General features: G+C 71.1%; 15 protein-coding genes and 1 pseudogene. 14 read left to right on the top strand and 2 right to left on the bottom strand.

Annotation, left to right across the window (positions count from 1 at the left end):
• Positions 1-63 precede the first annotated feature (63 nt).
• On the top strand, positions 64-1,191 hold the full coding sequence (locus AQI88_RS27060) for a ferrochelatase (RefSeq protein WP_067004060.1): 1,128 nt from the start codon (positions 64-66) through the stop codon (positions 1,189-1,191).
• An 8-nt stretch (positions 1,192-1,199) separates the two neighbouring features.
• Positions 1,200-2,015, top strand: a complete 816-nt coding sequence (locus AQI88_RS27055) for an inositol monophosphatase family protein (RefSeq protein WP_067004058.1) — start codon at positions 1,200-1,202, stop codon at positions 2,013-2,015.
• 924 nt (positions 2,016-2,939) lie between these two features.
• On the opposite strand, the gene AQI88_RS46745 is transcribed toward AQI88_RS27055, so the two are convergent.
• On the bottom strand, positions 2,940-3,113 hold the full coding sequence (locus AQI88_RS46745; RefSeq protein ID WP_167357479.1) for a hypothetical protein: 174 nt from the start codon (positions 3,111-3,113) through the stop codon (positions 2,940-2,942).
• 414 nt (positions 3,114-3,527) lie between these two features.
• On the opposite strand from AQI88_RS46745, the gene AQI88_RS27050 reads away from it, so the two are divergent.
• The 4 genes from AQI88_RS27050 (at position 3,528) to AQI88_RS27035 (ending at position 7,058) form a co-directional block, all read left to right on the top strand.
• Complete coding sequence (locus tag AQI88_RS27050) at positions 3,528-4,181, top strand: response regulator transcription factor (protein ID WP_003993508.1); 654 nt, start codon at positions 3,528-3,530, stop codon at positions 4,179-4,181.
• Between the two features lie 5 nt (positions 4,182-4,186).
• Positions 4,187-5,434 carry a sensor histidine kinase gene (locus tag AQI88_RS27045; protein WP_067004056.1) on the top strand — a complete coding sequence of 416 codons (1,248 nt, stop codon included), beginning with the start codon at positions 4,187-4,189 and terminating at the stop codon, positions 5,432-5,434.
• 393 nt (positions 5,435-5,827) lie between these two features.
• Positions 5,828-6,124: a DUF4193 domain-containing protein gene (locus AQI88_RS27040; RefSeq protein ID WP_005481602.1), complete on the top strand. Its 297-nt coding sequence runs from the start codon at positions 5,828-5,830 to the stop codon at positions 6,122-6,124.
• Positions 6,125-6,137: 13 nt separating this feature from the next.
• Entirely contained in the window at positions 6,138-7,058 is a 921-nt protein-coding gene (locus AQI88_RS27035; RefSeq protein WP_107118668.1) for a hypothetical protein, read from the top strand.
• A 15-nt stretch (positions 7,059-7,073) separates the two neighbouring features.
• On the opposite strand, the gene AQI88_RS27030 is transcribed toward AQI88_RS27035, so the two are convergent.
• The gene (locus tag AQI88_RS27030; protein ID WP_067004054.1) at positions 7,074-7,538 is read right to left on the bottom strand and encodes a DUF3093 domain-containing protein; all 465 of its coding nucleotides are present in this window, start codon (positions 7,536-7,538) and stop codon (positions 7,074-7,076) included.
• A 58-nt stretch (positions 7,539-7,596) separates the two neighbouring features.
• Here AQI88_RS27030 and AQI88_RS27025 point away from each other — a divergent pair, with 58 nt between their 5' ends.
• From AQI88_RS27025 to AQI88_RS26990, 8 genes and pseudogenes are all read left to right on the top strand, one after another.
• Positions 7,597-8,181, top strand: coding sequence for a PaaI family thioesterase (locus AQI88_RS27025; protein ID WP_067004052.1), 585 nt, complete (start codon positions 7,597-7,599; stop codon positions 8,179-8,181).
• 80 nt (positions 8,182-8,261) lie between these two features.
• Complete coding sequence (dut, locus tag AQI88_RS27020) at positions 8,262-8,813, top strand: dUTP diphosphatase (protein WP_067004192.1); 552 nt, start codon at positions 8,262-8,264, stop codon at positions 8,811-8,813.
• Between the two features lies 1 nt (position 8,814).
• Complete coding sequence (locus tag AQI88_RS27015) at positions 8,815-9,576, top strand: DUF3710 domain-containing protein (RefSeq protein ID WP_067004050.1); 762 nt, start codon at positions 8,815-8,817, stop codon at positions 9,574-9,576.
• A gap of 246 nt (positions 9,577-9,822) precedes the next feature.
• Positions 9,823-10,396: pseudogene (locus AQI88_RS27010) on the top strand (ABC transporter ATP-binding protein).
• 125 nt (positions 10,397-10,521) lie between these two features.
• Complete coding sequence (locus tag AQI88_RS27005) at positions 10,522-13,077, top strand: sensor histidine kinase (RefSeq protein ID WP_067004048.1); 2,556 nt, start codon at positions 10,522-10,524, stop codon at positions 13,075-13,077.
• Positions 13,074-13,760 (top strand): response regulator, encoded by a 687-nt coding sequence (locus AQI88_RS27000; RefSeq protein ID WP_067004046.1) that lies wholly within the window; start codon positions 13,074-13,076, stop codon positions 13,758-13,760. The genes AQI88_RS27005 and AQI88_RS27000 overlap by 4 nt, the downstream gene beginning before the upstream one ends.
• Positions 13,761-13,899: 139 nt before the next feature.
• Entirely contained in the window at positions 13,900-14,298 is a 399-nt protein-coding gene (locus AQI88_RS26995; RefSeq protein ID WP_067004044.1) for an OB-fold nucleic acid binding domain-containing protein, read from the top strand.
• Positions 14,299-14,301: 3 nt separating this feature from the next.
• On the top strand, positions 14,302-15,069 hold the full coding sequence (locus AQI88_RS26990; protein ID WP_067004042.1) for a DUF3159 domain-containing protein: 768 nt from the start codon (positions 14,302-14,304) through the stop codon (positions 15,067-15,069).
• Positions 15,070-15,104 lie beyond the last annotated feature (35 nt).

Here is a 15,104-nt window from a genome sequence, read left to right as displayed (position 1 = left end):
CTGGAACCCGACTCTTCATCCCGCTGTTGCCCGGCTGTCAGTGCCGGGTGGCAGGATCGAGCCATGCCAGACGCGCTCGATGCCACCCCCTACGACGCCCTGCTCCTGCTCTCGTTCGGCGGCCCCGAAGGCCCCGACGACGTGGTCCCGTTCCTCGAGAATGTCACGCGCGGGCGTGGCATCCCCAAGGAACGCCTCAAGGAAGTCGGGCAGCACTACTTCCTGTTCGGCGGGGTCAGCCCCATCAACGACCAGAACCGCGCCCTGCTGGACGCCCTGCGCAAGGACTTCGCCGAGCACGGCCTGGACCTGCCGGTCTACTGGGGCAACCGCAACTGGGCGCCGTACCTGACGGACACCCTGCGCGAGATGGTCGCCGACGGCCGCTGCCGCATCCTGGTGCTCGCCACCAGCGCCTACGCCTCCTACTCGGGCTGCCGCCAGTACCGCGAGAACCTCGCCGACGCGCTGGCCGCGCTGGAGGCCGAGGGCCTGGAGCTGCCCCGGATCGACAAGCTGCGGCACTACTTCAACCACCCCGGCTTCGTCGAGCCCATGACCGACGGCGTGCTGCGCTCCCTCGCCGACCTGCCCGAGGACGTCCGCGACGGCGCCCACATCGCCTTCACCACCCACTCCATCCCGACCGCCGCCGCCGACACCTCCGGCCCGGTCGAGGCCCACGGGGAGGGCGGCGCGTACGTCGAGCAGCACCTGGACGTCGCCCAGCTGATCGCCGACGCCGTCCGCGAGCGCACCGGCGCCGACCATCCCTGGCGGCTCGTCTACCAGTCCCGCTCCGGGGCCCCGCACATTCCCTGGCTGGAGCCGGACATCTGCGACCACCTGGAGGAGCAGCACGCCCAGGGCGCCCCGGCCGTCGTCATGGCGCCCATCGGCTTCGTCTCGGACCACATGGAGGTCCTCTACGACCTCGACACGGAGGCCACGGCCAAGGCCGAGGAGCTGGGACTGCCGGTGCGCCGCTCGGCCACCGTGGGCGCCGACCCGCGGTTCGCCGCGGCGATCCGCGAGCTGATCCTTGAGCGGGCCGCAGTAGAGAGCGGGCAGGAGGTCACGCCGTGCGCCCTGGGTGCGCTCGGCGCGAGCCACAACCTCTGCCCGGTCGGCTGCTGCCCGGCCCGTGCCCCCCGTCCGGCCGCCGCGGGCGCCGACAGCCCCTACGCGTGAGGAGACCCGTGACCGACGCTCTGCACAGGGAACTGCTCGACCTGGCCCGGGAGGCCGCCCGCCGCGCCGGTGAGCTGCTGCGGGACGGCCGTCCGGCCGATCTGGCGGTGGCCAGGACCAAGTCGAGCCCGATCGACGTCGTCACCGAGATGGACATCGCCGCGGAGAAGCTGATCACCGATCTGGTCTCCGGCCACCGCCCCGATGACGGCTTCCTCGGCGAGGAGGGCGCCGACACCGAGGGCACCAGCGGCATCCGCTGGGTGATCGACCCGCTCGACGGCACCGTCAACTACCTGTACGGCCTGCCGACCTGGGCCGTGTCCATCGCGGCCGAGCAGGACGGGGAGACCGTCGTCGGGGTGGTCGCGGCCCCGATGCGCGGCGAGACGTACCACGCGGTGCGCGGCGGCGGCGCCTGGGCCACGGGCGCGTGGGAGGGCGAGCGCGCGCTGTCCTGCCGCCCCGCGCCCCCACTGGACCAGGCCCTGGTCTCCACCGGGTTCAACTACGTCGCCGAGGTCCGAGTTCACCAGGCACAGGTGGCCGCGCGGCTCATCCCACTGCTGCGCGACATCCGGCGCAGCGGCTCGGCGGCGGTCGACCTGTGCGATGTGGCCTGCGGCCGGCTGGACGGGTACTACGAGCGCGGGCTGAACGCCTGGGACTTCGGCGCGGGCGACCTGATCGCCCGGGAGGCGGGCGCTCTGACCGGTGGGCGGCCCGGAGAGCGGCCGTCACGCGACCTGACGGTCGCCGCTGCCCCCGGGGTCTTCGAGCCCCTCCAGCACCTACTGGAGGACTTCGGCGCCTGGCACGACTGACAGCGGCTCCACCCGCCCTGCCCCGCACGCCTGACGGCGGCCGCGCCTGCCACGCTGCGCACGACTGACGGCGGCCGAGCGGCCCCCGGCACCGCCGATCACCGCCGTCGCGGCCGAGCGCCGTCGCGGCGGAGAAGGGCTGCGGCTGGCGGGGCGGGCTCCGTCGACGAAGGGCTCGGTCGAGGGAGGGAAGCTGCTGGCCTGGGGAGAGGCTCTGGCCGGCGGGGAGGGGCTGTCGGTCAAGGGGATGGCCTTGGCTGGCGGGCAGCTCCCGGTCGGCTGGGGAGAGACCGTCGGCCGTCGCAATGGGCTTGGCTGGCGGAGTGGGGCTGTTGGCTGGGGTGGTCCTGGTTGGCGGGGAGTAGCTGTCTGCCGGTGAAATGGCCTTGGCTCGCGGGGAGCTCCCGGTCGGCTGGGGAGAGACCGTCGGCCGTCGCAATGGGCTTGGCTGGTGCAGTGGGGCTGTTGGCAGGCGGGGTCGTCCTGGTCGGCGGGGAGTATCTCTCTGCTGGCGGGTTGGCCTTGGCTCGCGGGGAGCTCCTGGTTGGCCAAGAGAGACCCTCGGCCACCCCAGTGCCTTTGGCTGGCGGAGTGGTCCTTGTCGGCCTGGAGAGGCCGCAGGCCACGGCACGGCCCGGCCTGCGGAGTAGAGCTGCTGGCCCAGCGGAGAGGTCCCGGTCGGCGGGAAAAAGCTGCTGGTTGGCGGGATAGCGGCCAGCGGCGGACAGGTGCTGGCCGGCGGAGGGGTGCTGGTCTGCGGAGAGGTGCTAGTCGGCGGCAAAAGCACTGGCCGGCAGATGAGCGCGCGTCGGCGCAGAGGCACTGGTCGGCGGAGGAGCGCACGTCGGCGGCGGAGGCGGGCGACAAACAGGACCCCGGCGCTGGATTCGCCGGGGTCCTGGCTTGTGCTTCGGGTCGATCAGATCAGACGCGTGACGCGCCGACCTCCACACCGTGTTCGGCGGCGAGGCGGCGCAGGTCGTCGAGCTCGGCCTGCTCCACCTCGACGAGGAAGTCGTCGCCCTCGTCACGAGCCCGCGACAGGTCGGACTCAGTCGTCCTTATGCGCTGCAGAAGTCCTGCGGTGAATGCGTCCATGCTGCGCCCCCTCGTCCTGGGTCGTGGGTCGGTGGCACGGGGATGTGCCGATTCGGGAGGAACGATCACGTTTCTCGCAGGTGCCCAGCGCTGCCCTGCCGGGCGGCGACGGTGCCGGACACCCACGCCCGCTCCGTGGAAGCGGATCGCGAAGTACCGCATGGTGCTGCGGCACGTGCAGAGCGTGATCGCGGGGTGTAAAGCCGTCCTCCCCCCGCTCCCTTCCACGGAAACCTAACCGGAGGAGAAAATCTCGCATTCCCGCCCCAGCGCCCGGATCCCTGCGGCCCGGACCCCGTCTTACAGCCGACTTATGGCCGAAAAGGGCAGGATGGAGGTCACCATCCCACGGACATCCCTGCCCGCCCGCGCTCACTGCGCGCTACGCGGGTGGACACAGGAAGGACAAGCGACGTGCGCGTACTCGTCGTCGAGGACGAGCAACTGCTCGCCGATGCGGTGGCCACCGGACTGCGCCGGGAGGCCATGGCCGTCGACGTCGTGTACGACGGTGCGGCTGCCCTGGAGCGCATCGGCGTCAACGACTACGACGTGGTCGTCCTCGACCGCGACCTCCCGCTCGTGCACGGCGACGACGTCTGCCGCAAGATCGTGGAGCTGGGCATGCCCACGCGCGTGCTCATGCTCACCGCGTCCGGTGACGTCAGCGACCGCGTCGAGGGCCTGGAGATCGGCGCCGACGACTATCTGCCCAAGCCGTTCGCGTTCAGTGAGCTGATCGCGCGCGTGCGCGCGCTCGGACGCCGTACGAGCGTGCCCCTGCCGCCGGTCCTGGAGCGTGCCGGCATCAAGCTCGACCCGAACCGCCGCGAGGTCTTCCGCGACGGCAAGGAGGTCCAGCTCGCGCCCAAGGAGTTCGCGGTGCTGGAGGTGCTCATGCGCAGCGAGGGCGCGGTCGTCTCGGCCGAGCAGCTGCTGGAGAAGGCCTGGGACGAGAACACCGACCCGTTCACCAACGTGGTGCGCGTGACGGTGATGACGCTGCGCCGCAAGCTCGGTGAGCCGCCCGTCATCGTCACCGTGCCCGGCTCCGGTTACCGGATCTGATCCCCGTGGCCGCGACCCCCGCGCCGCCTCAGGCGCCCCCGAAACCCACCTGGGACCCCCGCAGGCCGCAGCCCCCCTTCCCGTGGCTGCGCCCGACCATCCGGATACGGCTCACGCTGCTGTACGGCGGCATGTTCCTGATCGCAGGCATCCTGCTGCTGTCGATCATCTATCTGCTGGCCGCACAGGCGATCAGCACGGGCAACCAGCCGCTGTTCAAGATCGTCAGCTTCCAGGGGCTCAAGGTCTCCAGCGACAACTGCCCCGCGATCAACACGACCAGCCTGCCGCTCGCGGACTTCAACGACGCGATCAGCCACTGCGTCGACCAGCAGCGCCAAGCGGCCCTGGACGACCTGCTCAGCCGCTCGCTGCTGGCCCTGCTGGGCCTCGCCGTGATCGCCTTCGCGTTCGGCTACGCGATGGCGGGCCGCGTGCTGTCCCCGCTCGGCCGGATCACCCGCACCGCCCGCCAGGTGGCCGGCTCGGACCTGTCCCGCCGGATCGAGCTGGACGGACCGGACGACGAGCTGAAGGAGCTGGCGGACACCTTCGACGACATGCTGGAGCGGCTGGAGCGGGCCTTCACGGCCCAGCAGCGCTTCGTCGGCAACGCCTCCCACGAGCTGCGCACGCCGCTCGCGATCAACCGCACGCTCCTGGAAGTACACCTGTCCGACCCGAACGCGCCGGTGGAGCTGCAACAGCTCGGCAAGACGCTGCTGGCCACCAACGAGCGCAGCGAGCAGCTCGTCGAGGGCCTGCTGCTGCTCGCCCGCAGCGACAACCAGATCGTCGAGCGCAAACCGGTCGACCTGGCCGAGGTGGCCACCCAGGCCATCGACCAGGTGCATGCCGAGGCCGAGGCCAAGGGCGTCAAGATCCGCGGTGAGCGCAAGCCCGCCGTGGTGCAGGGCAACGGAGTGCTGCTGGAGCGGATCGCGCTGAACCTCCTCCAGAACGCGGTGCGCTACAACGTTCCCGAGGACGGCTGGGTAGAGGTCACCACGGAGGTCGAGCACCAGCAGGCGGTGCTCACCGTTTCGAACACCGGGCCGGTCGTGCCGGCGTACGAGATCGACAACCTCTTCGAGCCCTTCAGACGGCTGCGTACGGAGCGTACGGGCAGCGACAAGGGCGTGGGCCTGGGCCTGTCCATCGTCCGGTCCGTGGCCCGCGCGCACGGCGGCCACATCGCTGCGCAGCCCCGCGAGGGCGGCGGCCTGGTGATGCGCGTCACCCTGCCGCTGTGACCAGAATCCGACACTCGCGGAGGATGTTCGCTTTGCGCGGAATTTTCTGAGCACCCAGTGAGGTTTTTCCTGTGTGATCGATCACATGGGCGGATTTTCAGCCATGTACTCTCCGTGATCATGACAGGAGCCGTAAAGCCGGGAAAATCCTGGTTTTCAGGGCTCTTGATCACGGGAAGTACACGGTGAGGCGCCTTTGAGGTGCGACATTCAAACCGTGTACGGTCCTCACCGCCATCCAAGCCGATCACTCTTGGGAGATCGGATTGGGTGTCGATTGAGTAACAGACCTTGATGTGAGGCAAAATCTCCGCCTCAGGTCGGGCACAAGTCCGGCCTCTCACGCGTTACGTGCGCTGGAGACACCGCAGACACCCAGAGGGGGAGAGCGACATGGCAACCGATTACGACACTCCACGCAAGACCGACGATGACGTTGACTCGGACAGCCTCGAAGAGCTGAAGGCTCGCCGGAACGACAAGTCCACCTCCGCGGTGGACGTCGACGAGTTCGAGGCCGCTGAGGGCCTCGAACTGCCGGGCGCCGACCTCTCGAACGAGGAGTTGGCCGTCCGTGTGCTGCCCAAGCAGCAGGACGAGTTCACCTGCATGAGCTGCTTCCTGGTGCATCACCGCAGCCAGCTGGCCCGAGAGAAGAACGGTCAGCCGATCTGCCGCGACTGCGACTGAGGACGGGTCGGCCGTGACTGGCTCGACCCCTCCACGGAAGCGCCGCTTCCTTCTGCCGGGAGCGGACAAAGGGCCGTCCAGCGGCCCGCAAGGCGCGCGTGACGACGAGCGGGGCTCATCCAGTGCGGGAGCCTCGCTCGAACCGGCGTCCGGCCCAGGCGGCCTGTCGACGTCGGCTCGGCAAGCCGCGCCCGTCGCATGGCGACGGGCCGCGGTGATCCGGGACAGGGCCTGGCAGCTGGCCCGGGAAGGCGCCCGTAAGGGCGGCAGCGGCGCTCGGGCGGGGCTGGCGTACCTCGCGGACCGGATCATCGAGATCGCCCCGCGTATCCCCGTACGCGACCTCGCGGCGCTGCGCAGGCAGTTCCCGGGCCTGGGGCCCGAGCAGCTCGCCGACAAGCTGGTGGCGGGCGCGGCCGGCGCGACCTCCACGGTCGGGGCCGGGGTCGGGGCGGCGGCGATGCTGCCGGTGCCGCCGGCCATGCCGACGGAGCTGGCCGCGGAGATCACCGGGGTCGCCGCGATCGAGCTGAAACTCATTGCCGAGCTGCACGAGGTGTACGGCGTACGGCCGCCGGGGAACCTGAAGGCCCGCAGTACCGCGTATCTGTCCTCCTGGTCGGGGGAGCGCGGGATCGACGTGATGAAGCCGTCGACGGTCAACACGGCCCTCGGGGGCCAGATGAAACGCGAGCTGCGCCAGCAGATCATGAAGCGGGTGGTCCGGGACCTGCCCAACCTCATGCCGTTCATGGTGGGCGCAGCGGTGGGGGCGGTCATGAACCGCCGCGACACCAAGAGACTCGCTGCACGGATTCGCGCGGACCTGCGGAAGATTCAGGTGCCGTGGGAAGCACTGCCGGAACTGCCGCCTCTGGAGAAGCCCGCAGAGCCACTGAAACTGGCCGAGCCTCCCGAGGAGTGGGGGGACTGACGTCCCCGCCCTCGGCTATGCCTGCTGGTTCTTCGCCGCCTCGATGGCCGCCGCCAGCCGTTCCGGCTCGCGCGTCGACAGGTACAGGTACGGCGTCGGGTCCTGCGGGTCCGTGACCTCCACGCGCAGGGCCCTGGGGATGTAGGCACGCAGCAGCAGGAAGGCGCGGGTGTCGGCCTTGTACGTGCGCCAGGCGCGGGCTTCCTCCGGGTCCAGGATCTCCGAGTCGCCGAGCGCCGAGACCGGGATCTTCGCCTCGCCCGCGATCAGGGAGTCGCCCACGACACGAATGCGCAGGGAGCCGTAGGCGCTGGCCACCACCGCGGCCGCGGCCGTACCGCCGACCAGGCCGCCGAGCAGCGGCAGGGTGCCGAACGGGAGCAGGATCAGGGCGAACGAGACGCCCACGAGGAAGCTGATCAGCCACCACGAGCGGGGGGCGGTGAGGCGTTCTTCGTAGGGGGTGGCGGAGAGCTGCATGGGGCCAAGCTTGGCACGGTATCGGGATACGGCTGATGCGCGGGTAAGGTCTGCGGCTGTGAGTGGTAGTTCCGCAGCTCTTCAGCCTCCCGCCGACGCCGTGACGCCGGTACGGCACCCCGATGCTCCCGCACCCGGCGAGCTTCTCGGTGCCCACTACGAACAGTGTTTCGGTTGCGGCCACGAGCAGGCGCACGGGCTGCTCCTGGAGGCCCGCGCAGGTGAGGGTGTCTCGCTGACCGCCGAGTTCACCGTCCAGCCCGCCCACCAGGGCGCCCCGGGCCTCGCGCACGGCGGAGTGCTGGCCACCGCCCTCGACGAGACCCTCGGCTCGCTGAACTGGCTGCTGCGGACCATCGCCGTCACCGGACGGCTCGAGACCGACTTCGTGCGGCCGGTCCCGGTGGGCACCACGCTGTACCTGGAGGCCGAGATCACGGCCGTCGCCGGGCGGAAGATCTACTCCACCGCCACCGGGCGCATCGGCGGCCCCGACGGGCCCGTCGCCGTCCGTGCCGACGCCCTCTTCATCGAGGTGAAGGTCGACCACTTCATCGACCACGGCCGCCGGGAGGAGATCCAGGCCGCCATGAGCGACCCGGACCAGATCCGGCGGGCCCGCGCCTTCGAGGTGAACCCGTGACCGCCGACAACCCCGCGAGCCCCGACCACAACCACGAAGGCGCCGACGACTCCGTGAGCACCGAGCACCATCCGAGCCCCGTGCACCGCGATCCCCTGAACGTGCTGCTCCGCCGCGTAGACCCGGACGTACCGCTTCCGGCGTACGAGCACCCGGGGGACGCCGGGGCCGATCTGCGCACCACCGAGGCCTGCGAGCTCAAGCCCGGTGAGCGGGCGGTGTTGCCCACGGGCGTGTCGATCGCCCTTCCGGAGGGGTACGCGGCCTTCGTGCACCCGCGTTCCGGCCTGGCCGCCCGCTGCGGTGTCGCGCTCGTGAATGCCCCAGGGACGGTTGATGCCGGGTACCGTGGGGAGATCAAGGTGATCGTGGTGAATCTCGACCCGCGCGAGGCCGTGCGGTTCGAGCGCTTCGACCGGATTGCCCAACTGGTCGTCCAGCAGGTCGAGAGGGTCCGCTTCCGGGAGGTCGCGGAACTTCCCGGCTCGGTGCGGGCCGAAGGGGGCTTCGGGTCCACCGGCGGCCATGCCGCGGTGGGCGGCGAAAGCGGCTCAAGCGGTCCTGCCGCCATGGGCGGCACGACGGGTGGGAATCGATACGCTTCGGTCGTATCCGACCGGGAAGGACAGTGACGTGTTCGGACGTCGCAAGAAGAAGGGTGCCGCCGAGGACGCGGCCGGCGAGGCCGAGCAGGTCGTCGACAGCGTCGACACCGAGGCGGACGAGGAAGAGGCTGGGCGTGACCGCGTCCGGCTGGAGCCCGGGCCCCGGCCCGACGGGCCGTGGGACAGCGAGGAGGTGCGCGACCCGGGTGAGGGGCGTGTCGACCTCGGCGGTCTCTTCGTGCCGGGCGTCGACGGCATGGAGCTCAGGGTCGAGGTCGCCGGTGACGCGATCGTCGCGGCGACCGTCGTACTGCGCGACAGCGCCATCCAGCTCCAGGCCTTCGCCGCGCCCAAGCACGAGGGCATCTGGGGCGAGGTCCGCGAGGAGATCGCGGGCGGCATCACCCAGCAGGGTGGCATCGTCGACGAGGTCGAGGGCCCGCTGGGCTGGGAGCTGCGCGCCCAGGTTCCGGTGCAGCTGCCGGACGGCACCGGCGGCTTCCAGGTCGTGCGGTTCGTCGGTGTGGACGGCCCGCGCTGGTTCCTGCGTGGTGTGATCTCCGGCCAGGGCGCGGTGCAGCCGCAGGCGGCCGGTCTGCTCGAGCAGATCTTCCGGGACACGGTCGTGGTCCGCGGCGAGGGCCCGATGGCGCCCCGTGACCCGATCGTCCTGAAGCTGCCGAACGACGCCCAGATGGTTCCCGAGGGCGTCCAGCAGGAGGAGGGCTCGCGCTTCTCCGGCGGCATGGGCCAGCTGCAGCGGGGACCGGAGATCACCGAAGTTCGCTAGACCGCTGGGTTCAGCAGTGGGATCACGGGCCGTGCCTCTGAGAGGCGCGGCCCGTTTCACGTGGATCCGCGCCGTTGAGGTGGCCGGCCGTTGCCGGGTGCAGGTCTCGTGTGACGGGTCGCGCCCACGCGGCGGAGCCGCACATCAATACAGCCCCGCGCCCCTTTCGGCCGCTGCCGCACACGGAGATACCGGCGCCCGGTCGACGGGGGAGGCTGTAGGGGCGGTCAGGTGGTCACCGGTGCCATGGTGCGCGTCGAGGACGTCCACAGGTCCTACGGGCGCGGCGCCGCCGCCGTCCACAGCCTGCGCCGACACCCCCGACCGGGGACGGGTCGAGGTCGACGGGCGGGACCTGGCCGGGCTGGGCGAGCGCGGGCTGCTTCAGCTGCGCCGGGACCGGATCGGATTCGTCTTCCAGTCCTTCGGGCTCATCCCCCTCCTCGCCGCCGCGGAGAACGTCGGCGTGCCCCTGCGGCTGCGCCGGACCGATCCGCGCGAGCGCGAAGAACGCGTCGACCTGCTGCTCTCCCTCGTCGCTCTCGCCGACGACGCGGCCCAGCGGCCGGGCGAGCTGTCCGGCGGTCGGCAGCAGCGGGTCGTTATCGCCCGCGCCCTCGCCAACCGCCCCGCCCTGCTGATCGCCGACGAGCCGACGAGCCGGCTGGACGCCGAGACCGGCCACGCCGTCATGGAGCTGCTGCGGGTCGTCGTGCACAGCGAGCGGACGACAGCCTGGGTCGCCACGCACGACGCCACCCTGCTCGACCTGGCCGACCGGGTGCTGGAGCTGCGTGACGGCGAGATCGTGCGGCGCTGAGGCTGTCAGGCCCGTCAGAGTTGCGTCAAAGACCCCTGTTGACCGGGCCATCGTCCGATTTGTCCGCATCGCTGGCCGTAAGGTCGACGCTGCGTGGGCAGCAGTGACCGGAAGACAATGGGGCCATGGGACGCGGGAAGCTTCGGATCTACCTCGGTGCGGCACCGGGCGTGGGCAAGACCTACGCGATGCTGTCGGAGGCGCACCGCCGTATCGAGCGGGGCACCGACTGCGTCGTGGCGTACGTGGAGCACTACGGCCGCCCGCGCACCGAGGTCATGCTGCACGGCCTGGAGCACGTCCCGCGCCGGCAGCTGGAGTACCGGGACAGCACCTTCGGCGAGATGGACGTCGACGCGGTGCTGCGGCGCGCCCCCGCCGTCGCCCTCGTGGACGAACTCGCCCACACCAACATCCCCGGCTCCCGCAACGCCAAGCGCTGGCAGGACGTCGAAGAGCTGCTGGCCGCCGGGATCGACGTGGTCTCCACCGTCAACATCCAGCACCTGGAGTCGCTCGGCGACGTGGTCGAGTCGATCACCGGGGTGCGGCAGCGGGAGACGGTGCCCGACGAGGTCGTACGGCGGGCCGACCAGATCGAGCTGGTCGACATGTCGCCCGAGGCGCTGCGCCGCCGGATGGCGCACGGCAACATCTACCAGCCCGACAAGGTCGACGCGGCGCTGTCCAACTACTTCCGGCCCGGCAACCTCACCGCCCTGCGCGAGCTGGCGCTGCTGTGGGTGGCCGACCGGGTCGACGAGTACCTGACCGAGTACCGCAGCGAACACCGGGTGTCGGCGATCTGGGGCTCGCGCGAGCGGATCGTCGTCGGCCTGACCGGCGGCCCCGAGGGACGCACCCTGATACGACGTGCCGCCCGGCTCGCCGAGAAGGGCGCCGGCGGCGAGGTGCTCGCGGTCTACATAGCCCGCAGCGACGGGCTGACCTCGGCCTCCCCGAAGGAGCTGGCCGTCCAGCGCACCCTCGTGGAGGACCTCGGCGGCACCTTCCACCATGTCGTGGGCGACGACATACCGGCCGCGCTGCTCGACTTCGCGCGCGGCGTCAACGCCACCCAGATCGTGCTGGGTTCCTCGCGCCGCAAGGCCTGGCAGTACGTCTTCGGGCCCGGCGTCGGCGCCACGGTCGCCCGGGATTCCGGACCCGACCTCGACGTCCACATCGTCACCCACGGCCAGGTCGCCAAGGGCCGCGGGCTGCCCGTCGCCCGGGGCGCGCGGCTCGGCCGGGCCCGGATCCTCTGGGGCTGGCTGGTGGGGCTGGCCGGTCCGCTGATCTTCGCGGTGCTGCTGAACACCGTCGACCTCGGCCTCGCCAACGACATGCTGCTGTTCCTCGCCGTCACGGTCGCGGCGGCCCTGCTCGGCGGTCTGCTGCCCGCCCTGGCCTCGGCAGCCTTCGGCTCCCTGCTGCTGAACTACTACTACACCCCGCCCCTGCACCGGCTGACCATCGCCGACCCGAAGAACATCGTCGCCATCGCGATCTTCTTCGGGGTCGCCGTCTCGGTCGCGTCGGTGGTGGACCTGGCGGCCCGCCGCACCCATCAGGCGGCCCGGCTGCGCGCGGAGTCCGAGATCCTCTCCTTCCTCGCCGGGAACGTGCTGCGCGGCGAGACCGGCCTGGAGGAGCTGCTGGAGCGGGTCCGGGAGACCTTCGGAATGGAGTCGGCGGCCCTGCTGGAGCGCGCGGGCGACGTCGAGCCGTGGACCTGCGCGGGCCGCGCCGGCTTCGGGCGGCCCCTGGAGCGGCCCGAGGACGCCGACGTCGACGTACCGGTGGGCGACCACATCGCGCTCGCCCTCACCGGCCGGGTGCTGCCCGCCGAGGACCGCCGGGTGCTCGCCGCATTCGCCGCCCAGGCCGCCGTCGTCCTGGACCGTCGGCGCCTCCAGGAGGAGGCCGACCAGGCCCGCACGCTCGCCGAGGGCAACCGCATCCGCACCGCCCTGCTCGCCGCCGTCAGCCACGACCTGCGCACACCGCTGGCCGCGATCAAGGCCGCGGTCTCCTCGCTGCGCTCCGACGACGTGGCCTGGTCCGAGGAGGACCAGGCGGAGCTGCTGGAGGGCATCGAGGAGGGCGCCGACCGGCTCGACCACCTCGTCGGCAACCTCCTCGACATGTCCCGCCTGCAGACCGGCACCGTCACCCCGCTGATCCGCGAGATCGACGTGGACGAGGTGGTCCCGATGGCCCTGGGCGGCGTACCCGAGGACAGCGTCGAGCTGGACGTCCCCGAGACGCTGCCCATGGTCGCGGTCGACCCCGGGCTGCTGGAGCGGTCCGTGGCCAACCTGGTGGAGAACGCCGTCAAGTACAGCCCGTCCAGGCAGCGCGTCCTGGTGTCCGCCAGCGCCCTGGTCGACCGGGTCGAGGTACGCGTCGTGGACCGCGGACCCGGGGTCCCGGACGAGGCGAAGGACCGTATCTTCGAGCCCTTCCAGCGCTACGGCGACGCCCCGCGCGGCGCCGGGGTCGGCCTCGGCCTCGCGGTCGCCCGCGGCTTCGCCGAGGCCATGGGAGGCACCCTGAACGCCGAGGACACGCCGGGCGGCGGACTCACCATGGTCCTCAGCCTCCGCGCGGCAGGATCACGTCCCGTGCCCCTCCCCGTCGGGGAGGCCGGCACAGAACCAGAAAGGCAGGCCCCATGACCCGGGTGCTCGTGGTCGACGACGAGCCGCAGATCGTGCGCGCCCTCGTGATCAACCTCAAGGCGCGCAAGTACGAGGTCGACGCGGCCCCCGACGGCAGGACCGCCCTCGAACTAGCCGCCTCCCGCCACCCCGACGCGGTCGTCCTCGACCTGGGCCTGCCGGACATGGACGGCGTCGAGGTGATCAAGGGGCTGCGCGGCTGGACCCGGGTGCCGATCCTGGTGCTGTCCGCCCGGCACTCCTCCGACGAGAAGGTCGAGGCACTGGACGCGGGCGCCGACGACTACGTCACCAAGCCCTTCGGCATGGACGAGCTGCTGGCCCGGCTGCGGGCCGCTGTACGCCGGGCCGAGCCGGTCGGGCCCGGCGAGGACGATGTGACGACCGTGGAGACCGAGGGCTTCACCGTCGACCTGGCCGCGAAGAAGGTCAACCGCTCCGGCAAGGACGTCCGCCTCACCCCGACCGAGTGGCATCTGCTGGAGGTGCTGGTCCGCAACACCGGCCGCCTGGTCAGCCAGAAGCAGCTGCTGCAGGAGGTGTGGGGGCCGTCGTACGGCACGGAGACCAACTACCTGCGCGTGTACATGGCCCAGCTGCGTAGGAAGCTGGAGGCGGACCCGTCGCATCCGAAGCACTTCATCACCGAGCCGGGGATGGGCTACCGGTTCGAGAGGTGAGCGGCAGGGCGGCCGGGGGTCCGGGGGGTCCGGGGGTTGCCCCCCGGGGGATGCTGCATCACTGAGCCGGGCATGGGCTGTCGATTCGAGAAGTGAGCTGCGCTACGGCGGTGTGGGCGCGCCCCGGTACGCTTCAGATATGACTGCTGTTCCTCGTTCCGAAAAGCCGGCCGGCCGGTTCCGGCGCCTGCTCGACCGGCTCTCCTCCTCGCAGGAGGACCTGGAGTCCGAGGAGCTGCGGGAGGATGCCGAGACGACCGGCTGTACCCGGATCGGTGACTGTCTGGACCGACAGATCGTCACCGTAACTGGTACCTTGCGCACGGTCACCCTGCGTCCGCGTGCCGGAGTCCCGGCCCTGGAGGCGGAGCTGTTCGACGGCTCCGCCGCGCTGGACGTGGTGTGGCTCGGCAGGCGTTCCATCGTGGGCATAGAACCGGGGCGCAAGCTGATCGCATCGGGCCGGATCTCGATGAGCCGGGGCCGCCGGGTGCTCTTCAACCCGAAATACGAACTGCGACCCCTCGGACGGGAGTAGCCGGTGACGTCCCTCGACAAGCCGACCGAAGACAGCGAACAGACTCGGTCGGACGACGCCCGCGCGGTCACCGAGGCCGCGCTGTTCGAGGCGTTCGGCGGTGTCCGCGGCATGGTCGAGACGGTCCTGCCCGGTCTCCTCTTCGTCGCGATCTTCACGGTCAACAAGGACCTGCACATCTCGGCGATCGCCGCGCTGGCCCTGTCCCTGGTGCTGGTCGTCGTCCGGCTGGTGCGCAAGGACACCGTCAAACACGCCTTCAGCGGTGTCTTCGGCGTGGCCTTCGGTGTCGTGTTCGCGATGTTCACGGGCAACGCCAAGGACTTCTACCTCCCCGGCATGCTCTACACGCTGGGCCTGGCGCTGGCCTACATCATCACGACCCTCGCCGGCGTGCCCCTGATCGGCCTGATCCTCGGCCCGGTCTTCAAGGAGAACCTCTCCTGGCGCACCCGCAACCCCGGCCGGAAGAAGGCCTACGCGAAGGCCAGTTGGGCCTGGGGCCTGATCCTGCTCGCCAAGTGCGCGATCCTCTTCCCGCTGTACTGGTGGTCCGACACCACCAAGCTCGGCTGGGTACTGGTCGCGCTGAAGATCCCGCCGTTCCTGCTGGCGGTCTGGCTCACCTGGGTCTTCCTGGCGAAGGCGCCCGCGCCGATCGACGTCTTCGCCGAGATGGAAGCGGAGGAGAAGGCCGAGAAGGAGCGCGAGGCCGCGCTGGCCGCCGAGGGTGGCGAGCCGACGGGCGGACGGCACCGCCGGGAGGCGTAGACAGCCGTCGTACGACGAGAAGGGGCGCCCTTGGC

This window comes from Streptomyces cellostaticus (assembly GCF_001513965.1).
Taxonomy (GTDB): Bacteria; Actinomycetota; Actinomycetes; order Streptomycetales; family Streptomycetaceae; genus Streptomyces; species Streptomyces cellostaticus.
The sequence above is the reverse complement of the archived record's forward strand: the minus strand, read 5'-3'. Positions and strand labels throughout refer to the sequence as shown.

Bases quoted from the DNA above. Each gene is read 5' to 3' on its own strand.
- AQI88_RS46745 (WP_167357479.1), bottom strand. From the start codon at position 3,113: ATGGACGCATTCACCGCAGGACTTCTGCAGCGCATAAGGACGACTGAG.
- AQI88_RS27030 (WP_067004054.1), bottom strand. From the start codon at position 7,538: ATGCAGCTCTCCGCCACCCCCTACGAAGAACGCCTCACCGCCCCCCGC.
- AQI88_RS27000 (WP_067004046.1), top strand. From the start codon at position 13,074: ATGACCCGGGTGCTCGTGGTCGACGACGAGCCGCAGATCGTGCGCGCC.
- AQI88_RS27005 (WP_067004048.1), top strand. From the start codon at position 10,522: ATGGGACGCGGGAAGCTTCGGATCTACCTCGGTGCGGCACCGGGCGTG.
- AQI88_RS27060 (WP_067004060.1), top strand. From the start codon at position 64: ATGCCAGACGCGCTCGATGCCACCCCCTACGACGCCCTGCTCCTGCTC.
- AQI88_RS27040 (WP_005481602.1), top strand. From the start codon at position 5,828: ATGGCAACCGATTACGACACTCCACGCAAGACCGACGATGACGTTGAC.
- AQI88_RS26995 (WP_067004044.1), top strand. From the start codon at position 13,900: ATGACTGCTGTTCCTCGTTCCGAAAAGCCGGCCGGCCGGTTCCGGCGC.